Genomic DNA, 15309 nt, shown 5'->3' on the forward strand with positions numbered 1-15309 from the left:
AACAATACCTTGAAACAATGAGTCATTTATCTGATGCCCAGAAAAAACAAGTCAACGACTTTGCTAAAGAGTTCTTAAGTAAACATACGGTGAGAGTACTTCGCTAATCTTGTATAGCCCTTACATTTATTGCCTTAAACGCTCCCTCTAATGGGAGCGTTTTTTATCGGTGAAAAAAATATGTAAACGGTTACTTGAATATGTATCTAAGATTTATCTAGAAAATTTAAGCCTTCAGGCCAATTATTGCCCAGCTGGTTATAGGTGTATTCTCAGCGAGGTTAAAAACCTCAAACTCGGCGTTTTTTATGGAAGAGAGTAATAAAACATCCAGAATTTAAACAAAATATTTTAGTTAACTTTGATTAGAACATCTCATCCAAAATCCTGTTAATACGATATGAATGAGCATTTACTCTGACTAATAATGGGGCACTTCTAGTTTATGAAGTGCCAGCGGGTGACGTGCCTGCAGATGAATTGTGATCACTAAGCGATTCTGTCAGACCTTAACTATCAAGCGACTATTTCGTTCATTTAGTTGCTCACAAAATTAAACAGCCTTGTAAACACTTTGTATTAAGATTAACTTTGATACTTTAATTAAGAAAAAGCAGCAATTACTCGCTCTCTATATTGCCCTAACTTGATACGTTCAGATTCTTGATAAATCATTTCGCTACTACTGTTAGAGCTATTTGACACTTCGTCTGCCCAATCAATTAAAAGTGAAGAAAAGCCACTATCTGTAGTCGTACTACTTTCAGTTGCTTTTACTTTCGTGTTACTAATGATGTCTTCGACAGGCAGCTCAACATCGATATACAAACAAGACTCTGGTATATCTTGCTCTATACGTTCAGCAAATTCGACCAAGTTACTTTCAGCAAATGTATAAAGCCATGCATCTTGATTAACGCTATTAGTTACACGCAAAATACGCCCCAAGACCTGTCTAAAATATAACTCAGTTTTAACTGCACTTAAGTGACAACAAACTTGAAGTCTTGGTATATCAGTACCTTCACTAATCATTCCCACGCTGACTATCCATTGTGTTTTATCATTTCTAAAACGTTGAATTTCTTCCATTGGAGATTGATGATGATAAGTAACGATAGAAACAGTTTGCTTAAGTTCAACATCTAACAACTTTTGTATCCATTTAGCGTGTGATACTGAAGTTGCAATAATCAGCCCTGCTGCATTCGGTGTTCTTTTTCTAATCTCGCAGAGCTTTATACAAGCCGACTTTAATATATAGATAACAGCAGCCTGATTATGGATAATCGATTGATATGAAGCTTTTGTATGTTGAAGTAAGTCAGCAATTGATGAAAATGAGTGACTAGATTCATCTTTAATCGATAAACCTTCATTATCAACCAATACAATCTTAGGCCGACGACAGACATTATCTTTAACAGCTTGATTTAACGTGTATTGATAATCACAGACAAGCATTCCTTCAGGATCAGAATATTCCGCCATTGCTATGGGTAAACGATCAGAGCGCCAAGGCGTACCTGATAGCGCTAATGTATATTTAGCTAGTCGCTGTACTTTACATACGACTTGCTCTCCCCATGAATTACTTTTCCCATCCTCATCAAACGAACAATGATGGATTTCATCAAACACGACAAAAATTCGATATTTCTTTAACGTTTCCCAAAAGGAATCATCAAGATATTTGATGCTTTGGTATGTGTATGATGCTCCTAAAGTTCCTAACCTGCCACTAAACGTGCATGATAAATAAGATGAAAATGTCGCTTTAATTCCCTCAGCGACTGCAGAAGAAGGCGAAAAACAGAGTACTAAGTCTATTTCATCATTATCCAATAATGATTTGGCGACATCTGCAGCCATAATGGTCTTTCCAGCACCTGGAGTCGCTTGGCAAAAGAAGTGTGAATGTCCATTTATATATTTATCTAACGCTTTATTAGCACATTCCGACTGCCACAACCTCAGCATAGGGACACCTTACTATTTTTTACCTGCAAACGATTTGTTAACGCATTTACTTTGCCCAAAAGTTTAGCGGAGCGTTCTTTAGCAGCATCAAAAAGCGGAGTCAATATTTCCTCATCATTGGGGAAACGATTAAGTAATGATTGGTATTCTTCTACTTCGCCCAGTGTAATTGCGAGCTCAGCCTCGTACTCCTTTTTCTCTTGAACTAGGATTTCAATAATGTTGCCAACACAACTTGTTGATCTTACTTTTTCATCACGTTTTGGCGCAAAAGATTGAGCTCTAAATTTATCTGTTATTGAGTAACGTTTATCTCTTCTTTTTCCTAAAGATGTTAGCCATCCATTTTTTTCAAACGATAGAATTTGTCTATACACATATTGTCTCGCATCTTCTTTATCAGTAAACGACACATCCAGACTAAATAGTGCATCTCTAAGCTCTATCACCGAAAAATCATCCATCTTATTTTCAATCAATAGGTTAAACATATGAGCATTTATTTTGATGATTGTATTCATGTGTAAATTTAGACCAATAAAAACTTAGGATTGCTAAGTATACAAAAATCGGTAAAACTTAGACAATCTAAGTTATCTATAGGTCTTAAAGAAATGTCTAAGTGGAATACAACAACCCCATTCCTGCGAGGCTCAAAGCAGCGCGTAAAAAAGCAAAAATCACCCAAAAGGATTTAGGGGTGAAGATTGGTATGGAAGAAAGCTCAGCAAGTGGCCGAATGAATCATTATGAAAAAGGGCGTCATGTGCCAGATATTGGTACTTTGAAGCGAATGGCTGAAGAACTAGGTGTTCCGCTGCAATATTTCTTCTGTGAGAATGAATTAAGTGCGGAGCTTGTGTGTGCTATTGAAAAACTAAGCGATGAAGATAAAGCTTCGTTACTTGAAAGTTTGCTTTCCTCTAATTAAAGAAATCTTTTATCTTCTCTAAAACGATGTAATTAACAATCTGTTTCAAAGTACGATATTCAACACTTAGTAAATTAATCGCGACACATTCCCTTGGTAATTACGATACGACAGAATCGCTCGGTGATCACAGAAGCTAGCCATCAAAGCTGTCATAAAGGGAGCGCTTAAATGTTCATGGACAGAAATTGGTTAGGTAATTTACCCTATTTCGGCTAGTAGATATTAGAAAAAAGTATCGATAACTTCTCCATGAAGTGCCTTTTAGGGTACAAAAAGACCGCCATTGTGGGCTGTCATTTAACAATACCTCTAAACATCTAAATAGATTATTTGTAGTAGTACATTAAATTTGGTCACTACATATTTCTTTGATGTTTCTAAGATATCTTTAATAAGTTACGATTCTTGTTAGCTATTCATTTACTTAATTAATAGGGCATTGTTACCATTAAACAATTAATACTAATAACCACAGCAGTTATTCCCACTTTCTGTATTGCTGATAGTTACCAAGGGAACACTACAATTCAATCTTTCAGCAAAGCAAAGAAACACATGCAGAGAGATATTTATACCAACAAAGATGACATGGAAACCCTTTATTGCGGCGCCTCTTTTAATAAAGATAAGTACATAGAATTACCCAAAGGGTTTACAACAGAAGTACACAAGAAACGAACTAAACGCTGGGAAGCAGAACATATCATTCCAGCCGAGAACTTTGGCCGTGCTTTTAGCGAATGGCGTGAAGGTAATATAGTTTGTGTTAATAGGAAAGGAAAAGAATTTAAAGGCCGTAAATGTGCAGAAAAAGCGAATAAAGAATATCGCTTGATGCAATCCGATCTATACAACTTGTATCCAGCCGTTGGTGCCGTAAATGCAACACGACAAAATTATAACTTTGGGATGATAGCTAACTCTTTAAATAACAGTTATCGCACATTTGGTAGCTGTGAAATGATCATAGATTCCAAAAGCAAGAAGGCACAGCCACCTGAACGTTCGCGAGGAATAGTTGCACGTACTTATATGTACTTTGAAGCTGTATATCCAAAATACAAAATGAGCCGCCAACAGCGCCAATTAATGGAAGCGTGGGATAAACAATACCCTGTTACTAAATGGGAATGTGAGCGCTCAGAAAAGATTGAAAAAACACAGAGAAATAAGAACCCTATATTACTAAGTCGTTGTAACTGATGCTGTTGAAAAACATTTGCGTATAAAAGCAAATTGCATTCAATTCAAAACACCCCTAAAATAACTGTACATATATACAGTATTTTTAAACATGATTACACTTAACACTTACGTACAGGCGGGGATCACCGGCTTTGAAAACCCCACTATTCGCTTTCGGAAAAAATCGCTAAACCTACAAACCATGTTTGTACACAGCCATTCATCTATGCGGATAATGAGCGCCGACAACACCTACAAAAAGCTAGGGATCGCCAAAGGCGATTGGCTACTCATAGACAGTGCCTTACAGCCCCTAAACAGCGACCTTGTTGTATTTGAGCAACACGGTGACAACCATATCGCACGTTGGAGCCTGCTATGCCAACACATTGCCGCATCAGGTAAAGAGTGGGACGACTTACACGTAATAGGCGTGGTCACCCTCTCTATCCATCACTTCAGGCAACCGCCGTTATTACCATGGCACCATGACTTAACCGAACTCGACCTACACCAACTTGTGATCACCCAAGAGCACTCCACCATCTTGTGCCGTGCGGCTGGGCTTTCCATGCTGCCGTACATTTGGGACCACGACATACTGGTATTAGAGCGCCACCTCAACCCTGAGAACGAAGACGTTATCGTACTTTCGTTAAACAACGATCTTGTCGTAAAGCGCGTAAACCTACACAGCAGAACCTTGTATTCAGATAACCCCAGCTTTCAGCCACACCCAATAAACCAAAACGACTACACCCGCTTACATGGCGTGGTGCGTTACAGCCTACGATTACACCGCCCTGTTACCTTATGATTTGCTTACTTGATGGCACCCGTTTTTACGCCGAATCTTGCATTACCTACAAGCCAGCCCTGAGAAATACCCCGTTGCTGGTAACAGCAGGTCAAGGGATCTCCATTGCCGCTAACCGTGCTTGCACTAACATCGGCATTTCAAAATTCACCCCAATATGGGAAGAAATAGACCGCCTACGGGTACACAAAGGCATTGTATATAAAGCCAACTTCAACACCTTTTCTCACCATTCAGATCGCTTTATGACCGCCCTTGAAAAGCACATACAAGGTGCCCGTTCGATGCGCTACAGCGTAGATGAAGTGTTTTATGATGTGAGCCACCTGTACCAAATCAACGTCGATCTGAATGAACACGTACAAGCCTTACGTAAAGCCATTTACAAAGAAACCGGTGTACCGACAGGCGCTGGTGTAGGTAAAACCCTGACCTTGGCCAAAGTTGCCTCGTGGGCAGCGAAGAACTGCCAACCTTACCAGGGACAATGTGTATTAATAAGCGAGAAAGAAACCGATGCGGTTTTAAAACAAATGCCCGTAGGTAAACTTTGGAACATAGGCAGACAACTGAATAAACACCTAACACAAGAAGGCATTTTAACCGCCTACCAACTAAAGCAGTGCGACACAAAAACCTATCACAAACGCTATTCCATCAACGTCGCTAACGTGATTTCAGAGCTTAATGGAATCGCCTGTTTAGATATTTCCGTTGAGCGAGAAAAGAAAAAACAGATATGGTCTACCGCTTCTTATCGTGATCGCCTACACCACCGAGACGACCTTTTTGCCGAATTGGCTCACCACTGCGCCGAAGTGATGCGCAAAATACGTGACCAAAAAAGCGAGATGAAAACCCTTTCGGTATTTGTCAGCACCTCAAAATACGACCGTTGCCCGCCGTTTTATCGCCGTGGTGAACTGACACTCGAAAACGGCCTAACCGATACCAGTTTTGCCCTGCAACAATTGCGCACCTTATTCGATGATTTGATCCCCGACAACCTTGCCAAGCAACCGATATACAAAGTGGGCGTGGGTGCCCCAAGCCTGATTGATGCCGAAGTAAAACAGTTCGAATTATTTAACCGCTTTGATAACAAAGACACCTTAAACAACGCCCTCGACCAATTAAGCGATCGCTTTGGTAAAGGCGTGATCGGTTTTGCATGTCAGCAACGCAGCTACCACGAACGGCAGGGAGAAATAGAAATGTTAGAGCTAGAGAACTACTACACCGACATTAAAGACATTGTGGTAGTAAAGTGTGTTTAAAGACACTTTTGGACAAAAGCGAGTTACGCACTTTGCTCTATTTTGGCTGGTAAGTATTAGGAAAAGTAGGGATAACGCCCTGTTAAGGGGTGAGCAACGCAATACCGAAGTTGCCGCATACCACCTTAACCACTAAAACCAACGCATAGTGAAAATGCCTCGCGTTGCGAATCCCTCTTAAACAGATTGTTATACGTTTTGGTAAATGTCGTGCAGGCACTCTGATTCAGTGTCATTTATCAGTGAGTCTCCGATGGTCAACTGGATATTCATCGAGCTATCGTCGCTACTAGCTATTGGTCTGACACCATCAAGCACACAAAGCATACCGAAAACCGACTCTTTGACAGCATCCTCGATAAGACCCTGAACCAACGCCTGCTCACTTGGGGGCAATGACTTAAACCAATTCGATTGTTCGAGTAAACGCTTATCGGGAGATCTACCAGGTGGTTCCGATAAGTTTTCAATCGTATTTTCTACCGAAGAAGGCTCAACAACTTCTTTAATGGCTTTTACAAATTCAACTTTATCCATAATTCCTCAGAAACGTATAACGCCGCCATATGGGGCATTGTTAGGCATAATTCTCCTGGATCATGATTGCCAGCGATTGGCTACCAGGCTCTTCGCCCCACTCTTTAAGTAGAAAATCGTTACATAAATCCCAGTCGCTTTGAACAGTGGAAACTGAAAACTCTTGATCTTGGTAAGTAGCATTGCCATTAAACTTAGAAATAATTTTACTAATGAGATTTAGAGCTTTCTGTTGATCTGAACTGGGACGAACTGCGAACGGGTAGGCAAGAGAAATAAGGTTAAAGTTTTCCTGAGCGTCTACTTCTTTGCCATTGAATTTGAGCTTAACGTGAAGCAAAGATTCCGACTGCCAATTTTCGGAACTAGCAGCGGCAAAATCATATACATCGTAGTGAAGCTTCGCTCCTAGCTCACGAAACAAACGATTGCCTTTGCCTGCTCCCATTGGTTCAGGCAACGCAATATTTATTTCTTTTTCTTCGTGAAGTTCTCCCCACATAGAGCACTTTCTCCGATACCTAACAGTATATTAATAAGCATTCTTACTTTCGCGCAAAAATACACGCATAAACAACCTTTATCATACTAGATATAATCTATATATATCATGAGGTTGATAACAATTTTTCACGCCTGACGCTCAATAATAGGATGTGATAAGTAAGAAATGTATTTAATCAGTCTTATTAAATACAAACTGAAATGTTAAATGATAAAATTTTCAATTGGTTATGATTCCACTTCTGTTTTTAACAAGAAATATTTCTTATTAAAAACAGAACTAAAGCGATAAAATCACCACGTTTCATTATAACTGTTGATATACACAGTAAATAAAACTAATCAAAAATCACGTTAATAAGAAGTGAGTGAGTATTTGATCTAACTCGTTTTGGGGCATAACTGAGTCAGCGCAGATCTCGCTGACTCGAAGATGGACAATAATGAGTTAAGCTTTTCGCTGTATTTAGCTACTTTAGATAAAAATATATATTGTGACCTACGCGCGTTTGAGAATTTTATCGAATGGTAATGCAAAAAGAAAGCAAGGCTATATGCCTTGCCTCTTTAAGCACATATACCAACCATACTGCCAGTATTTCCGCTTACTCAAGCACCAGCTTAATTGCTAATCTGTGAATATTGTCATCGTCAAGATCACATACTGAGGTTTTGTTGGTCACCAACTCTCGATCGAATGCGATATCATTAACGGAGTGTTTAGGCTTCTCCATCGTCTCAGCATTGCCCTGCAGCCCTAAAGAACCACAGGCTTAACTCTTTAAGTACGACTCGTTTCCAAGATTCTCAATTCTTCCTGAAGCCCTTGTCTAATCGACTTGCTTATCTTTTCAAAAGCTTCTAATTTAGCTATTCTATTGCTTAAATTCTGAACTCTTTGTTCTGTTTTATCTGGTGCAATTTCATCTAAAAATCTAGCTATAAACTGGTATTCATTTGAATCCACAGCCCCTGATACATGTTGTAGCCAATCTTTTGTATTATCATTTTTTGCGTGCTCGACAGCTTGTTCAAATATAAAAGTGATTAAAGTTCTTGCTGCTGAATCGAGGTGTTTAGCTAGCTCAACCCAAGACGTTGAATCTCCCAGTTGCTCATTTTCCTGACCATCATAACTACTTGATAAATAGCGAGGCATCACGTTTTCTGGGCTAAGCGAATCTAAAGCCTTAAATATAGGCTCGAAGTTTTCAAATGGTCTCGTACCGTCAGGAAATACTGAGCGGCTCTCCCAAAGCTGTATTATAGTATTAAAGCATTGCTTCTTCGCTTCATCATCTCCGTTCTCAGCTAAAAGAATCTGCTCAGATAGGTAATTAATCATCCAAGCTGTAATATAATCTAGGTCGTTTTCTTGAAAGCTAGAGATGAGTTTTTTACCTAAATTGATAACTTTTTCTTGTGTCTCTAAGTTTTCCGTCTCCAGATAAGATGAAGGTTTTGCTGTATCTTGGTATGTATCCGAGTTCATCATCTTTATTCCTATTTCTGTATGATCCTTTAAAAGTTCGCTGAATATTTACTTGTATAGCAATATCCACATCCAGTTGGTCACAGATAAGTTTTAAAAAGTTAAGAGATGCTGAGGCAGAGCTGCCAGAGCTTATGTGAAAATCTGGATCGTTGGGCTTATCCTCACTCCAGTATTTATTTTCAAGACATATGCTGTGGTCTGATAATAAAGTACAGCTCTTTTCATCTTCACTGTAAGTCACATTGATTACATCAGTCACGCATTGGCTTAATTTATAGGGCTGAGCGTATATTATTCCAGAGAATGGGTCTTTCGGTTCAATATCATTGATTTCACCATCTGCGATCAGCCATTGCTTGCAACGAAACTTTTGATTGTTTTGATAATCGTAATCAGAATCGCAAAAGTTGTATAAATAACACTCACCAATATGACTATCGAAGTTAGCAGTTGTATGTAAAAGCGACTGACTTAGCTCTTTAGGAACCAAAATAGTAGAGAACGATATATGCTCGTTTCTACCATCCTTATATTCATCCCAGCAGCCCTCAACGTTAAGCCAAGTGGATGATTTGACTTTGGCAATAAGCTGATCAATAAAGTCTGTTTCAACTATTTGCCATGGCCAGTCTTCATCATATTTTTCATTTAACCAATCCGGTTTGTAAATAGGTATAGGATCCCTAAGCTCAGATAGTAGTATACCGTTCTTATTAAGAATTAAGTGCTTGTTAAGCCATGCATCCCAACAATTAACGTCATCATCCTCCCCCTGAATTACTGGCATGGTCTCCAGTAATTTGGAGGCAACTTCAAGCATCAAATGATATGATATATAAAACCTGTAGTTGTCAATTTTAGGATAACTCGAACGTGAACTCTCTATGTCATTCCAATTTCTACGATTTTTCCAAAGGTCTGCTCTTGAGTCTGGTATGTGTGAAGATTCAAAGCTCATTTCCCAGCGGTTAAATAAAACATCTTTAGCAAGATCTTCGACTTGCTCACTTGGAATACCAAAGACACGACCTAACGGTTCAAACCAGTATCTATCGAAATCATAAGCAAACCAAACTTCTTGGAGATCGCCTAATGTATTTTTTTTATGCCAAGGTGAATCCACGCAATAGCGATATTTGTTTTCGTTAATTGTAGAGTGTGACGACACACAAACTTTTTGAAGCTTTTCAAACGTAGAGCTGTCGAAACAATCTGGCCTATATTGCTGTAACGATAAGCATATTTGTTTTCCATAATATTTAAACAATATTCCACAGTCATTATTCAAAGCGATTTCAGAAAATAAACTTTTATTATCTATCAATAAGTTAGCACATTCTCTTGCACAACGAGTTAATGCTACGAGCAAATATAATTTGGCATGTAAATTATAAAACGTATACTTGGTCGGAACATAATATTTAGGTAGTCCTTCGTTGTAACATTCTATAAGCAAGTTGATTTCAGGCTGGCAATTAAGTTTGTATAATGTACGAACAGCATGCACAGCTCTCCACCGTTCCTCAGCTTTAGGTGAACCGAGATTTGCATATATATAACAAACTAAAGCATGAGAGAGATTTTTGGGGACTTGTATAGAATCATTCCAACTACCATCGGCATAATCTTCTTCGATATACCTCTCAAGCCTAGATAAGCCAAAGTCTATTAATTCTTTGGCTTCTGCTATGTTTAGATTACTAGCACTGTAATGAGCAAAACTAAACAAGGCACTAGCTGATTCTATATCGACCGAGTTTGATAGTCCCTTAATAACGCCTTCTTTTATGGCTACATTAGTACCTTCATTTAAGAAGAAACTATTCAACATATAGTCTCTTTCATAAATCGCAGTGAATCTAGTGGGATACCTAGAAGCAATATACTTAACTGAATCATTCCAAGACTTTTCTACTGAGACCTTGTTTTTCCATGCATCAGGGATATTTTCAAATGCCCACCGAAGATCATAAAAATCTAGTTGCTCTGACTGACTAATTACATCTAGGAATGAACGTAATCTTCGTGAAGTAATCTTTTTATAGCATCCCCGCCAAAACTGTTCGGGTTTCCTTGGGTAACCTTGGTTTTTATAGCACTGGAATGCATCTCTGAAGCCAGCGTCAGTTGACAAGTCAAATTGTCCGTAAAGCTTATCCCACTGATATTCTTCAGTTTCTTCTTTTTTCATTACACTAGGTAAAGAGCCGGCTCTATCTTGCTTTAAAGACGCTGCGAGCCGCTTAACTTCATCGTATGTTATACACTCCAGCTTATATTGCGTTGCTAATTTATGTATCTCTATCCACTTATCACCGACAATTCCTTGTGTTCTCAAAAGTCGAATATAATCATCTAGCATTCGTTGCTGATTATGCTTGGAATGGTCTTTGGCAAGACATTTCTTTAAAAAGTCATAAAGTCCATATTCCCAAGAAAATGATGACAATGACCATAGTGAAGCTGGTGATGCAAGATCTGAGTCTACCGCACTATGCGCTAGAGCATATATTTGCCTTTCATGCCAACCTACGTTTCTATCCTTCCACCGACTTAGTATGGGGAAAGTTGATTCTGACGAAAGTTGAAAACTGGTTGATACAGCATCATTGCGATCCCAGTATTTTTCTCTGGCAACTGAATCACCAATCATTTCTGCACATCTCATATAGCGATGGGCAAGCGCTGGATTATTGACCCCACTTTGTGAACTGCGCTTAGCAATTGATGTTAATGCCTCCCAACGAATGACACCTTCTTCTCCAAAGTCTAATGCTTTGTTTAGCGCCTCATCAAAATAAGACGCGGCATCATCTCTGCCGACACAAAGGACTGCTCTTGATAATTTAATAAAGTGCTCTGAACGCGACTCTGGAGATTCGTCATAGTCATAGTTTCTTAAAGATGAATAACAATGTTCTTCTATTGACTCACTTAGCTCAAGAAGCTTATCGTTCCTACAACTAGCTCTAAGAAAATAGAAATCATCAACAAAAGATACTTTGAGTTTATTGTCGTTGTAATTTTTTACGAACAGATCTTGTTCTTCTAAGAAGTCAGAGTTACAAAACAGGATGTTTTCAAACTTTGCCTTTGTAATTTCGAAAGGCACTGGTTCATATTCCCGATAAGAGCTGTATCCTATTTTTGAAGATATATTGTTTGCAGATTCATGCTCTTTTTTTAAGTTTATGTCTATACCTGATAAAACTTTAGCTCTTACCATATACCAAGGTAAAAGCTTGCCAACTTGCTCTTTAGCTCGCTCTAACTCTCTCTTGGCTTCATAAGAATCATTTTTACTACTCCAGCTACTAGGAATATAATTATCCAAGCTTAAATCAAAATCACCTTTGAGTGCTGCATGAATAGATAAGTAGCGTAGAAGGCTCTCCCTTGCACCATCATATTGATGATCATCAGCAACACGATAGCACATGGGGAAATTGAAGTAATAATTAACCCCCCTTCGAATATTCGCGATAGGCAAGTCATGAATTAAACAGGCTTCAAAAAATGATAAGTATGCATCGGCTGTAAAACCGGTGTTGTGAAAAGATTCAGAAGGTTTATCTAACTTAGATTCCAGCTTAATAATTTGATTTAGGCAGTGAGTTAGGCAACCTCTAGGAGAGGGTTTCCCCACTTTCATCAATTCTGAAGTGATAGCGATAATGAAACTAGGATTGTGCTTACCGTAGTTTGCCATCTTTTCTATATGTTCAAAGTCTCCTACATCAATAAGCCTTTCCGTAAATCTAGAAGTAATCCTATATATACATGAAGATGGGCTCCAAGAGAGTAAGAAATCGGCACATTTTTTCCAGCCTTTAATTCGATATAGTGCAAATGCTAATTCTACGATTTCAATATCTTCTAGTTTTTCATTAAACCTTTCTTTCTCATCTTTTGCCTCGTTACGTTTTTGAAAATAACGGCGAAGCCAATGTACAGCAGATCTATAGTAACTATAGGCCTCACCTTTCAAACCGGATACACTCGACAGTAAAGATGCTGCGAATACAGTTTCTGAACCATCCCAGCTACCACTTAACTCTTTTCTATGAGCAAGTTCTTGTATGCGCCCAGGAGATAAAAACAAAGAAGCAAGATCTACATTATTTTTTAAAATATCTATTTGGCGGTCATTCCCAGCAATCTCTTCACCAGCGGTCAGCGCCAGTTTTGCCGCTTCATATAACCGGTTGGTCTTTAGAGCAGCTTTAAATGCGTACTGTAATCTTTGCACTTTCACTTGATTATCATCAAAAGAACTGATTGAAGGGAGGAAATTCTCAGACAACGCTAGCTCCACCAATTCGTCTAACTGCTCAGCTTTTAGTAATAGTAAAGGAAGTGACTCTGAAACATACGGAAATTCTGTCGCAAGTGGCTTAATCGCGTTTACAAACGAATATATTTTTTCGGGAGTTGTAGAGTAGTTATCTTGAAACCACTTTTCAGTTGGTTCATCTCTAAATTGAACGGTGTCATCAATTTGCCATAGCGGGTGGCCTAAATCTGCTATAAAACTTTTTACTGAGTCCGTAGATACATTAGCCGCCTTCGCTAAAACTGCTATTGGCACAAATGGTGGCAACACAGCCAACCCTATGCAGATACTGTCTATGCTCTCACGATAGTTTTTAGGAAACTCATCCTTAATTCTAAAAATTGACTCTTCTAATTGCCGTTCTATTAAGTCTTCAACAGTTAATACTTTCGAACCAAAAGACAGTAACAGGTTGCTCAACGAAGAGATTTTTAATGATAGTGCATTAGATTGCACTCGCGGGTTTCCGCCTGTTAAGCGATTAAACTCAGTAGCTTGTTCTATGGTTGAAGCCGAATACTTAGCTTGTAAATTGACAAGCGTTTCATCGTTTGAAAACGGAGATAGTTGGATTGGTTTAATGGAAGACGGTGGGTCGAGAAGATCTAATCTCTCTGGTCTACACGTAAACACCAATCTACAATTGTCAGGCACCACTTCTTTTAAAAGTTGGCTGACGAAACACGTCCCCCCGTGTTCTTCAGCTGCCATTTCAGCATTGTCTGCGGCATCAAAGATTAATACTAAAAAAGCACTTTCATCCTGCGCTGATAGTGTAGTACAAACTTCTCTAATTCTGTTCAAAAATGCCTTAATCCAGTGCTCATCTGGTTCGTTTCTAGTTGGTATTATCTGATCGCATAAACCTTCTTTTGCAAGCGTGTTGATCACCTGAGTAAGAGCGTATTTGGCTTCATGCCGTTTAGCGCTTGTTCTACGGTAACTTCCGTTCCCAAAACAATCATATGCTATTACGATTGATGGTTCATTGAATTCGGTAAAGAGGTTACTACTTAAAATTGACTTACCTACACCACCATTTGCAGTGATAATAGTGTGTGTTGTAGCCGACTTTATAGACGCAACGATACAGGTTTGTTCATCTCTAGGGATGTAATTGTCGATTGGCTCAAAGAGTGGCGGAGCTGGGAAAAAGTCATCGAAACTTGTTACATCAAAAGCTTCAAGCATATCTTCTCGTTTAATGACATTAGATTGACCCGGCTCGATTTTTTCCCAAACTTTGGCTACTAACAGCTTTTCTCTATCTAGGATATTTTTTGAAACAGATAACTTAGCTAGCTCTTTGTGAATATCGTATTTTTGTTCATCGTAATTGCCTTCGGAATCACACAACTGTAAGCATTCGCAAAATTGCTTGAGCTTCTGCCCCTTGAAATTTGTATATTCTTCAAGTGTTTTCGTAAATCCATCAGGGGCATTTTCACCACTAGCTATTTTCTCAATGTATTTCTTAAAGTTTCGTGAAATTAAGCGATTTGTAAGTACTGTAAATTTTACGTTTTTTAAAATTTCTATGGATCTTGTTAATTCAGAATAACGCTGTGCAAATCCTTCAATAGTTTCTTTCAATTTAGACAGTGTAAATGGGGTGTCAGCTCGCACAGTCGAATGCTTTAACTGGAAATATTCTACACGTAGGTCGCCCTTTGAAGATTGACGATACTCCGCTAGATCAACAACACATTCGCCAGCTAAGCCACATTCTTGTGACCCCTCAATAGTGATGTGTTGCAAGTCAGTATTGAAGTCTAATAGCTCTAAACATCGCTTTACTGCCCATCTGTAGTGAAAAATATCACCAGCTCTTGAATAGTGGATCAAGTCAGAGTTCTTTTTCATCGCCGTATTTTCTTAATTTATCAATGCATTAGAGAGGTTAAATTAGAAATAATACTAACATAGAGCGATGGCCCCAACACGCTTTTTGTCCTAGAGCAGCTTTGCAGGTTGCTACGACAAATCAGCCCCCTGAATAGCTATGCACATGTGAGGTTTGAACTACATTAAACTTTAAGTTAACTTTGATTAGAATATCTCATCCAAAATCACGTCAATACAATATGAATGAGTATTTGTTCTAACAAGGAATGGGGCAAAAGTGAGTTTCAAACTTTGTTGTCCATCCTGTTGTCCACCCACAGCGGCAGCTATTGCAGCATCATAACTCTTGTACACTTTCGCTCCATCACTCGCTTTTTGACAAGCAATATGAGTAGAATCAGA

10 protein-coding genes are annotated in these 15309 nt (G+C 38.8%); 4 read left to right on the forward strand and 6 right to left on the reverse strand.

Annotation, left to right across the window (positions count from 1 at the left end; genetic code table 11):
• Nucleotides 1-603: 603 nt before the first annotated feature.
• Together CTN01_RS05010 and CTN01_RS05015 are read right to left on the reverse strand one after the other, a co-directional pair.
• Complete coding sequence (locus tag CTN01_RS05010; RefSeq protein ID WP_045150633.1) at nucleotides 604-1980, reverse strand: DEAD/DEAH box helicase; 1377 nt, start codon at nucleotides 1978-1980, stop codon at nucleotides 604-606.
• Entirely contained in the window at nucleotides 1974-2501 is a 528-nt protein-coding gene (locus CTN01_RS05015; RefSeq protein ID WP_045150634.1) for a hypothetical protein, read from the reverse strand. The genes CTN01_RS05010 and CTN01_RS05015 overlap by 7 nt, the downstream gene beginning before the upstream one ends.
• A 101-nt stretch (nucleotides 2502-2602) precedes the next feature.
• Here CTN01_RS05015 and CTN01_RS05020 point away from each other — a divergent pair, with 101 nt between their 5' ends.
• From CTN01_RS05020 to CTN01_RS05035, 4 genes are all read left to right on the forward strand, one after another.
• Complete coding sequence (locus CTN01_RS05020; RefSeq protein ID WP_045150635.1) at nucleotides 2603-2911, forward strand: helix-turn-helix domain-containing protein; 309 nt, start codon at nucleotides 2603-2605, stop codon at nucleotides 2909-2911.
• A 558-nt stretch (nucleotides 2912-3469) separates the two neighbouring features.
• Nucleotides 3470-4117: an endonuclease gene (locus CTN01_RS05025; protein WP_244156142.1), complete on the forward strand. Its 648-nt coding sequence runs from the start codon at nucleotides 3470-3472 to the stop codon at nucleotides 4115-4117.
• Between the two features lie 91 nt (nucleotides 4118-4208).
• Nucleotides 4209-4916: a S24 family peptidase gene (locus tag CTN01_RS05030; RefSeq protein WP_107342106.1), complete on the forward strand. Its 708-nt coding sequence runs from the start codon at nucleotides 4209-4211 to the stop codon at nucleotides 4914-4916.
• Nucleotides 4913-6193, forward strand: coding sequence for a Y-family DNA polymerase (locus CTN01_RS05035; protein ID WP_045150646.1), 1281 nt, complete (start codon nucleotides 4913-4915; stop codon nucleotides 6191-6193). Before CTN01_RS05030 ends, CTN01_RS05035 begins: the two co-directional genes overlap by 4 nt.
• A gap of 189 nt (nucleotides 6194-6382) precedes the next feature.
• Here CTN01_RS05035 and CTN01_RS05045 read toward each other — a convergent pair whose 3' ends face one another.
• From CTN01_RS05045 to CTN01_RS05060, 4 genes are all read right to left on the reverse strand, one after another.
• Complete coding sequence (locus tag CTN01_RS05045) at nucleotides 6383-6730, reverse strand: hypothetical protein (protein WP_045150643.1); 348 nt, start codon at nucleotides 6728-6730, stop codon at nucleotides 6383-6385.
• 40 nt (nucleotides 6731-6770) lie between these two features.
• Nucleotides 6771-7232 carry a hypothetical protein gene (locus CTN01_RS05050; protein ID WP_045150644.1) on the reverse strand — a complete coding sequence of 154 codons (462 nt, stop codon included), beginning with the start codon at nucleotides 7230-7232 and terminating at the stop codon, nucleotides 6771-6773.
• Between the two features lie 783 nt (nucleotides 7233-8015).
• A complete protein-coding gene (locus CTN01_RS05055; RefSeq protein WP_045148423.1) occupies nucleotides 8016-8729 on the reverse strand; it encodes a hypothetical protein in 714 nt (237 codons plus the stop codon).
• Entirely contained in the window at nucleotides 8632-14925 is a 6294-nt protein-coding gene (locus CTN01_RS05060) for a P-loop domain-containing protein (protein ID WP_107342107.1), read from the reverse strand. The genes CTN01_RS05055 and CTN01_RS05060 overlap by 98 nt, the downstream gene beginning before the upstream one ends.
• Between the last annotated feature and the right edge of the window lie 384 nt (nucleotides 14926-15309).

The organism is Photobacterium angustum (genome assembly GCF_003026365.1).
GTDB lineage: Bacteria > Pseudomonadota > Gammaproteobacteria > Enterobacterales > Vibrionaceae > Photobacterium > Photobacterium angustum.

Excerpts from the sequence above, each read along its gene's own strand:
- CTN01_RS05010 (WP_045150633.1), bottom strand. The coding sequence starts at position 1,980 with ATGCTGAGGTTGTGGCAGTCGGAATGTGCTAATAAAGCGTTAGATAAA.
- CTN01_RS05015 (WP_045150634.1), bottom strand. The coding sequence starts at position 2,501 with ATGAATACAATCATCAAAATAAATGCTCATATGTTTAACCTATTGATT.
- CTN01_RS05025 (WP_244156142.1), top strand. The coding sequence starts at position 3,470 with ATGCAGAGAGATATTTATACCAACAAAGATGACATGGAAACCCTTTAT.
- CTN01_RS05030 (WP_107342106.1), top strand. The coding sequence starts at position 4,209 with ATGATTACACTTAACACTTACGTACAGGCGGGGATCACCGGCTTTGAA.
- CTN01_RS05035 (WP_045150646.1), top strand. The coding sequence starts at position 4,913 with ATGATTTGCTTACTTGATGGCACCCGTTTTTACGCCGAATCTTGCATT.
- CTN01_RS05045 (WP_045150643.1), bottom strand. The coding sequence starts at position 6,730 with ATGGATAAAGTTGAATTTGTAAAAGCCATTAAAGAAGTTGTTGAGCCT.
- CTN01_RS05050 (WP_045150644.1), bottom strand. The coding sequence starts at position 7,232 with ATGTGGGGAGAACTTCACGAAGAAAAAGAAATAAATATTGCGTTGCCT.
- CTN01_RS05055 (WP_045148423.1), bottom strand. The coding sequence starts at position 8,729 with ATGATGAACTCGGATACATACCAAGATACAGCAAAACCTTCATCTTAT.
- CTN01_RS05060 (WP_107342107.1), bottom strand. The coding sequence starts at position 14,925 with ATGAAAAAGAACTCTGACTTGATCCACTATTCAAGAGCTGGTGATATT.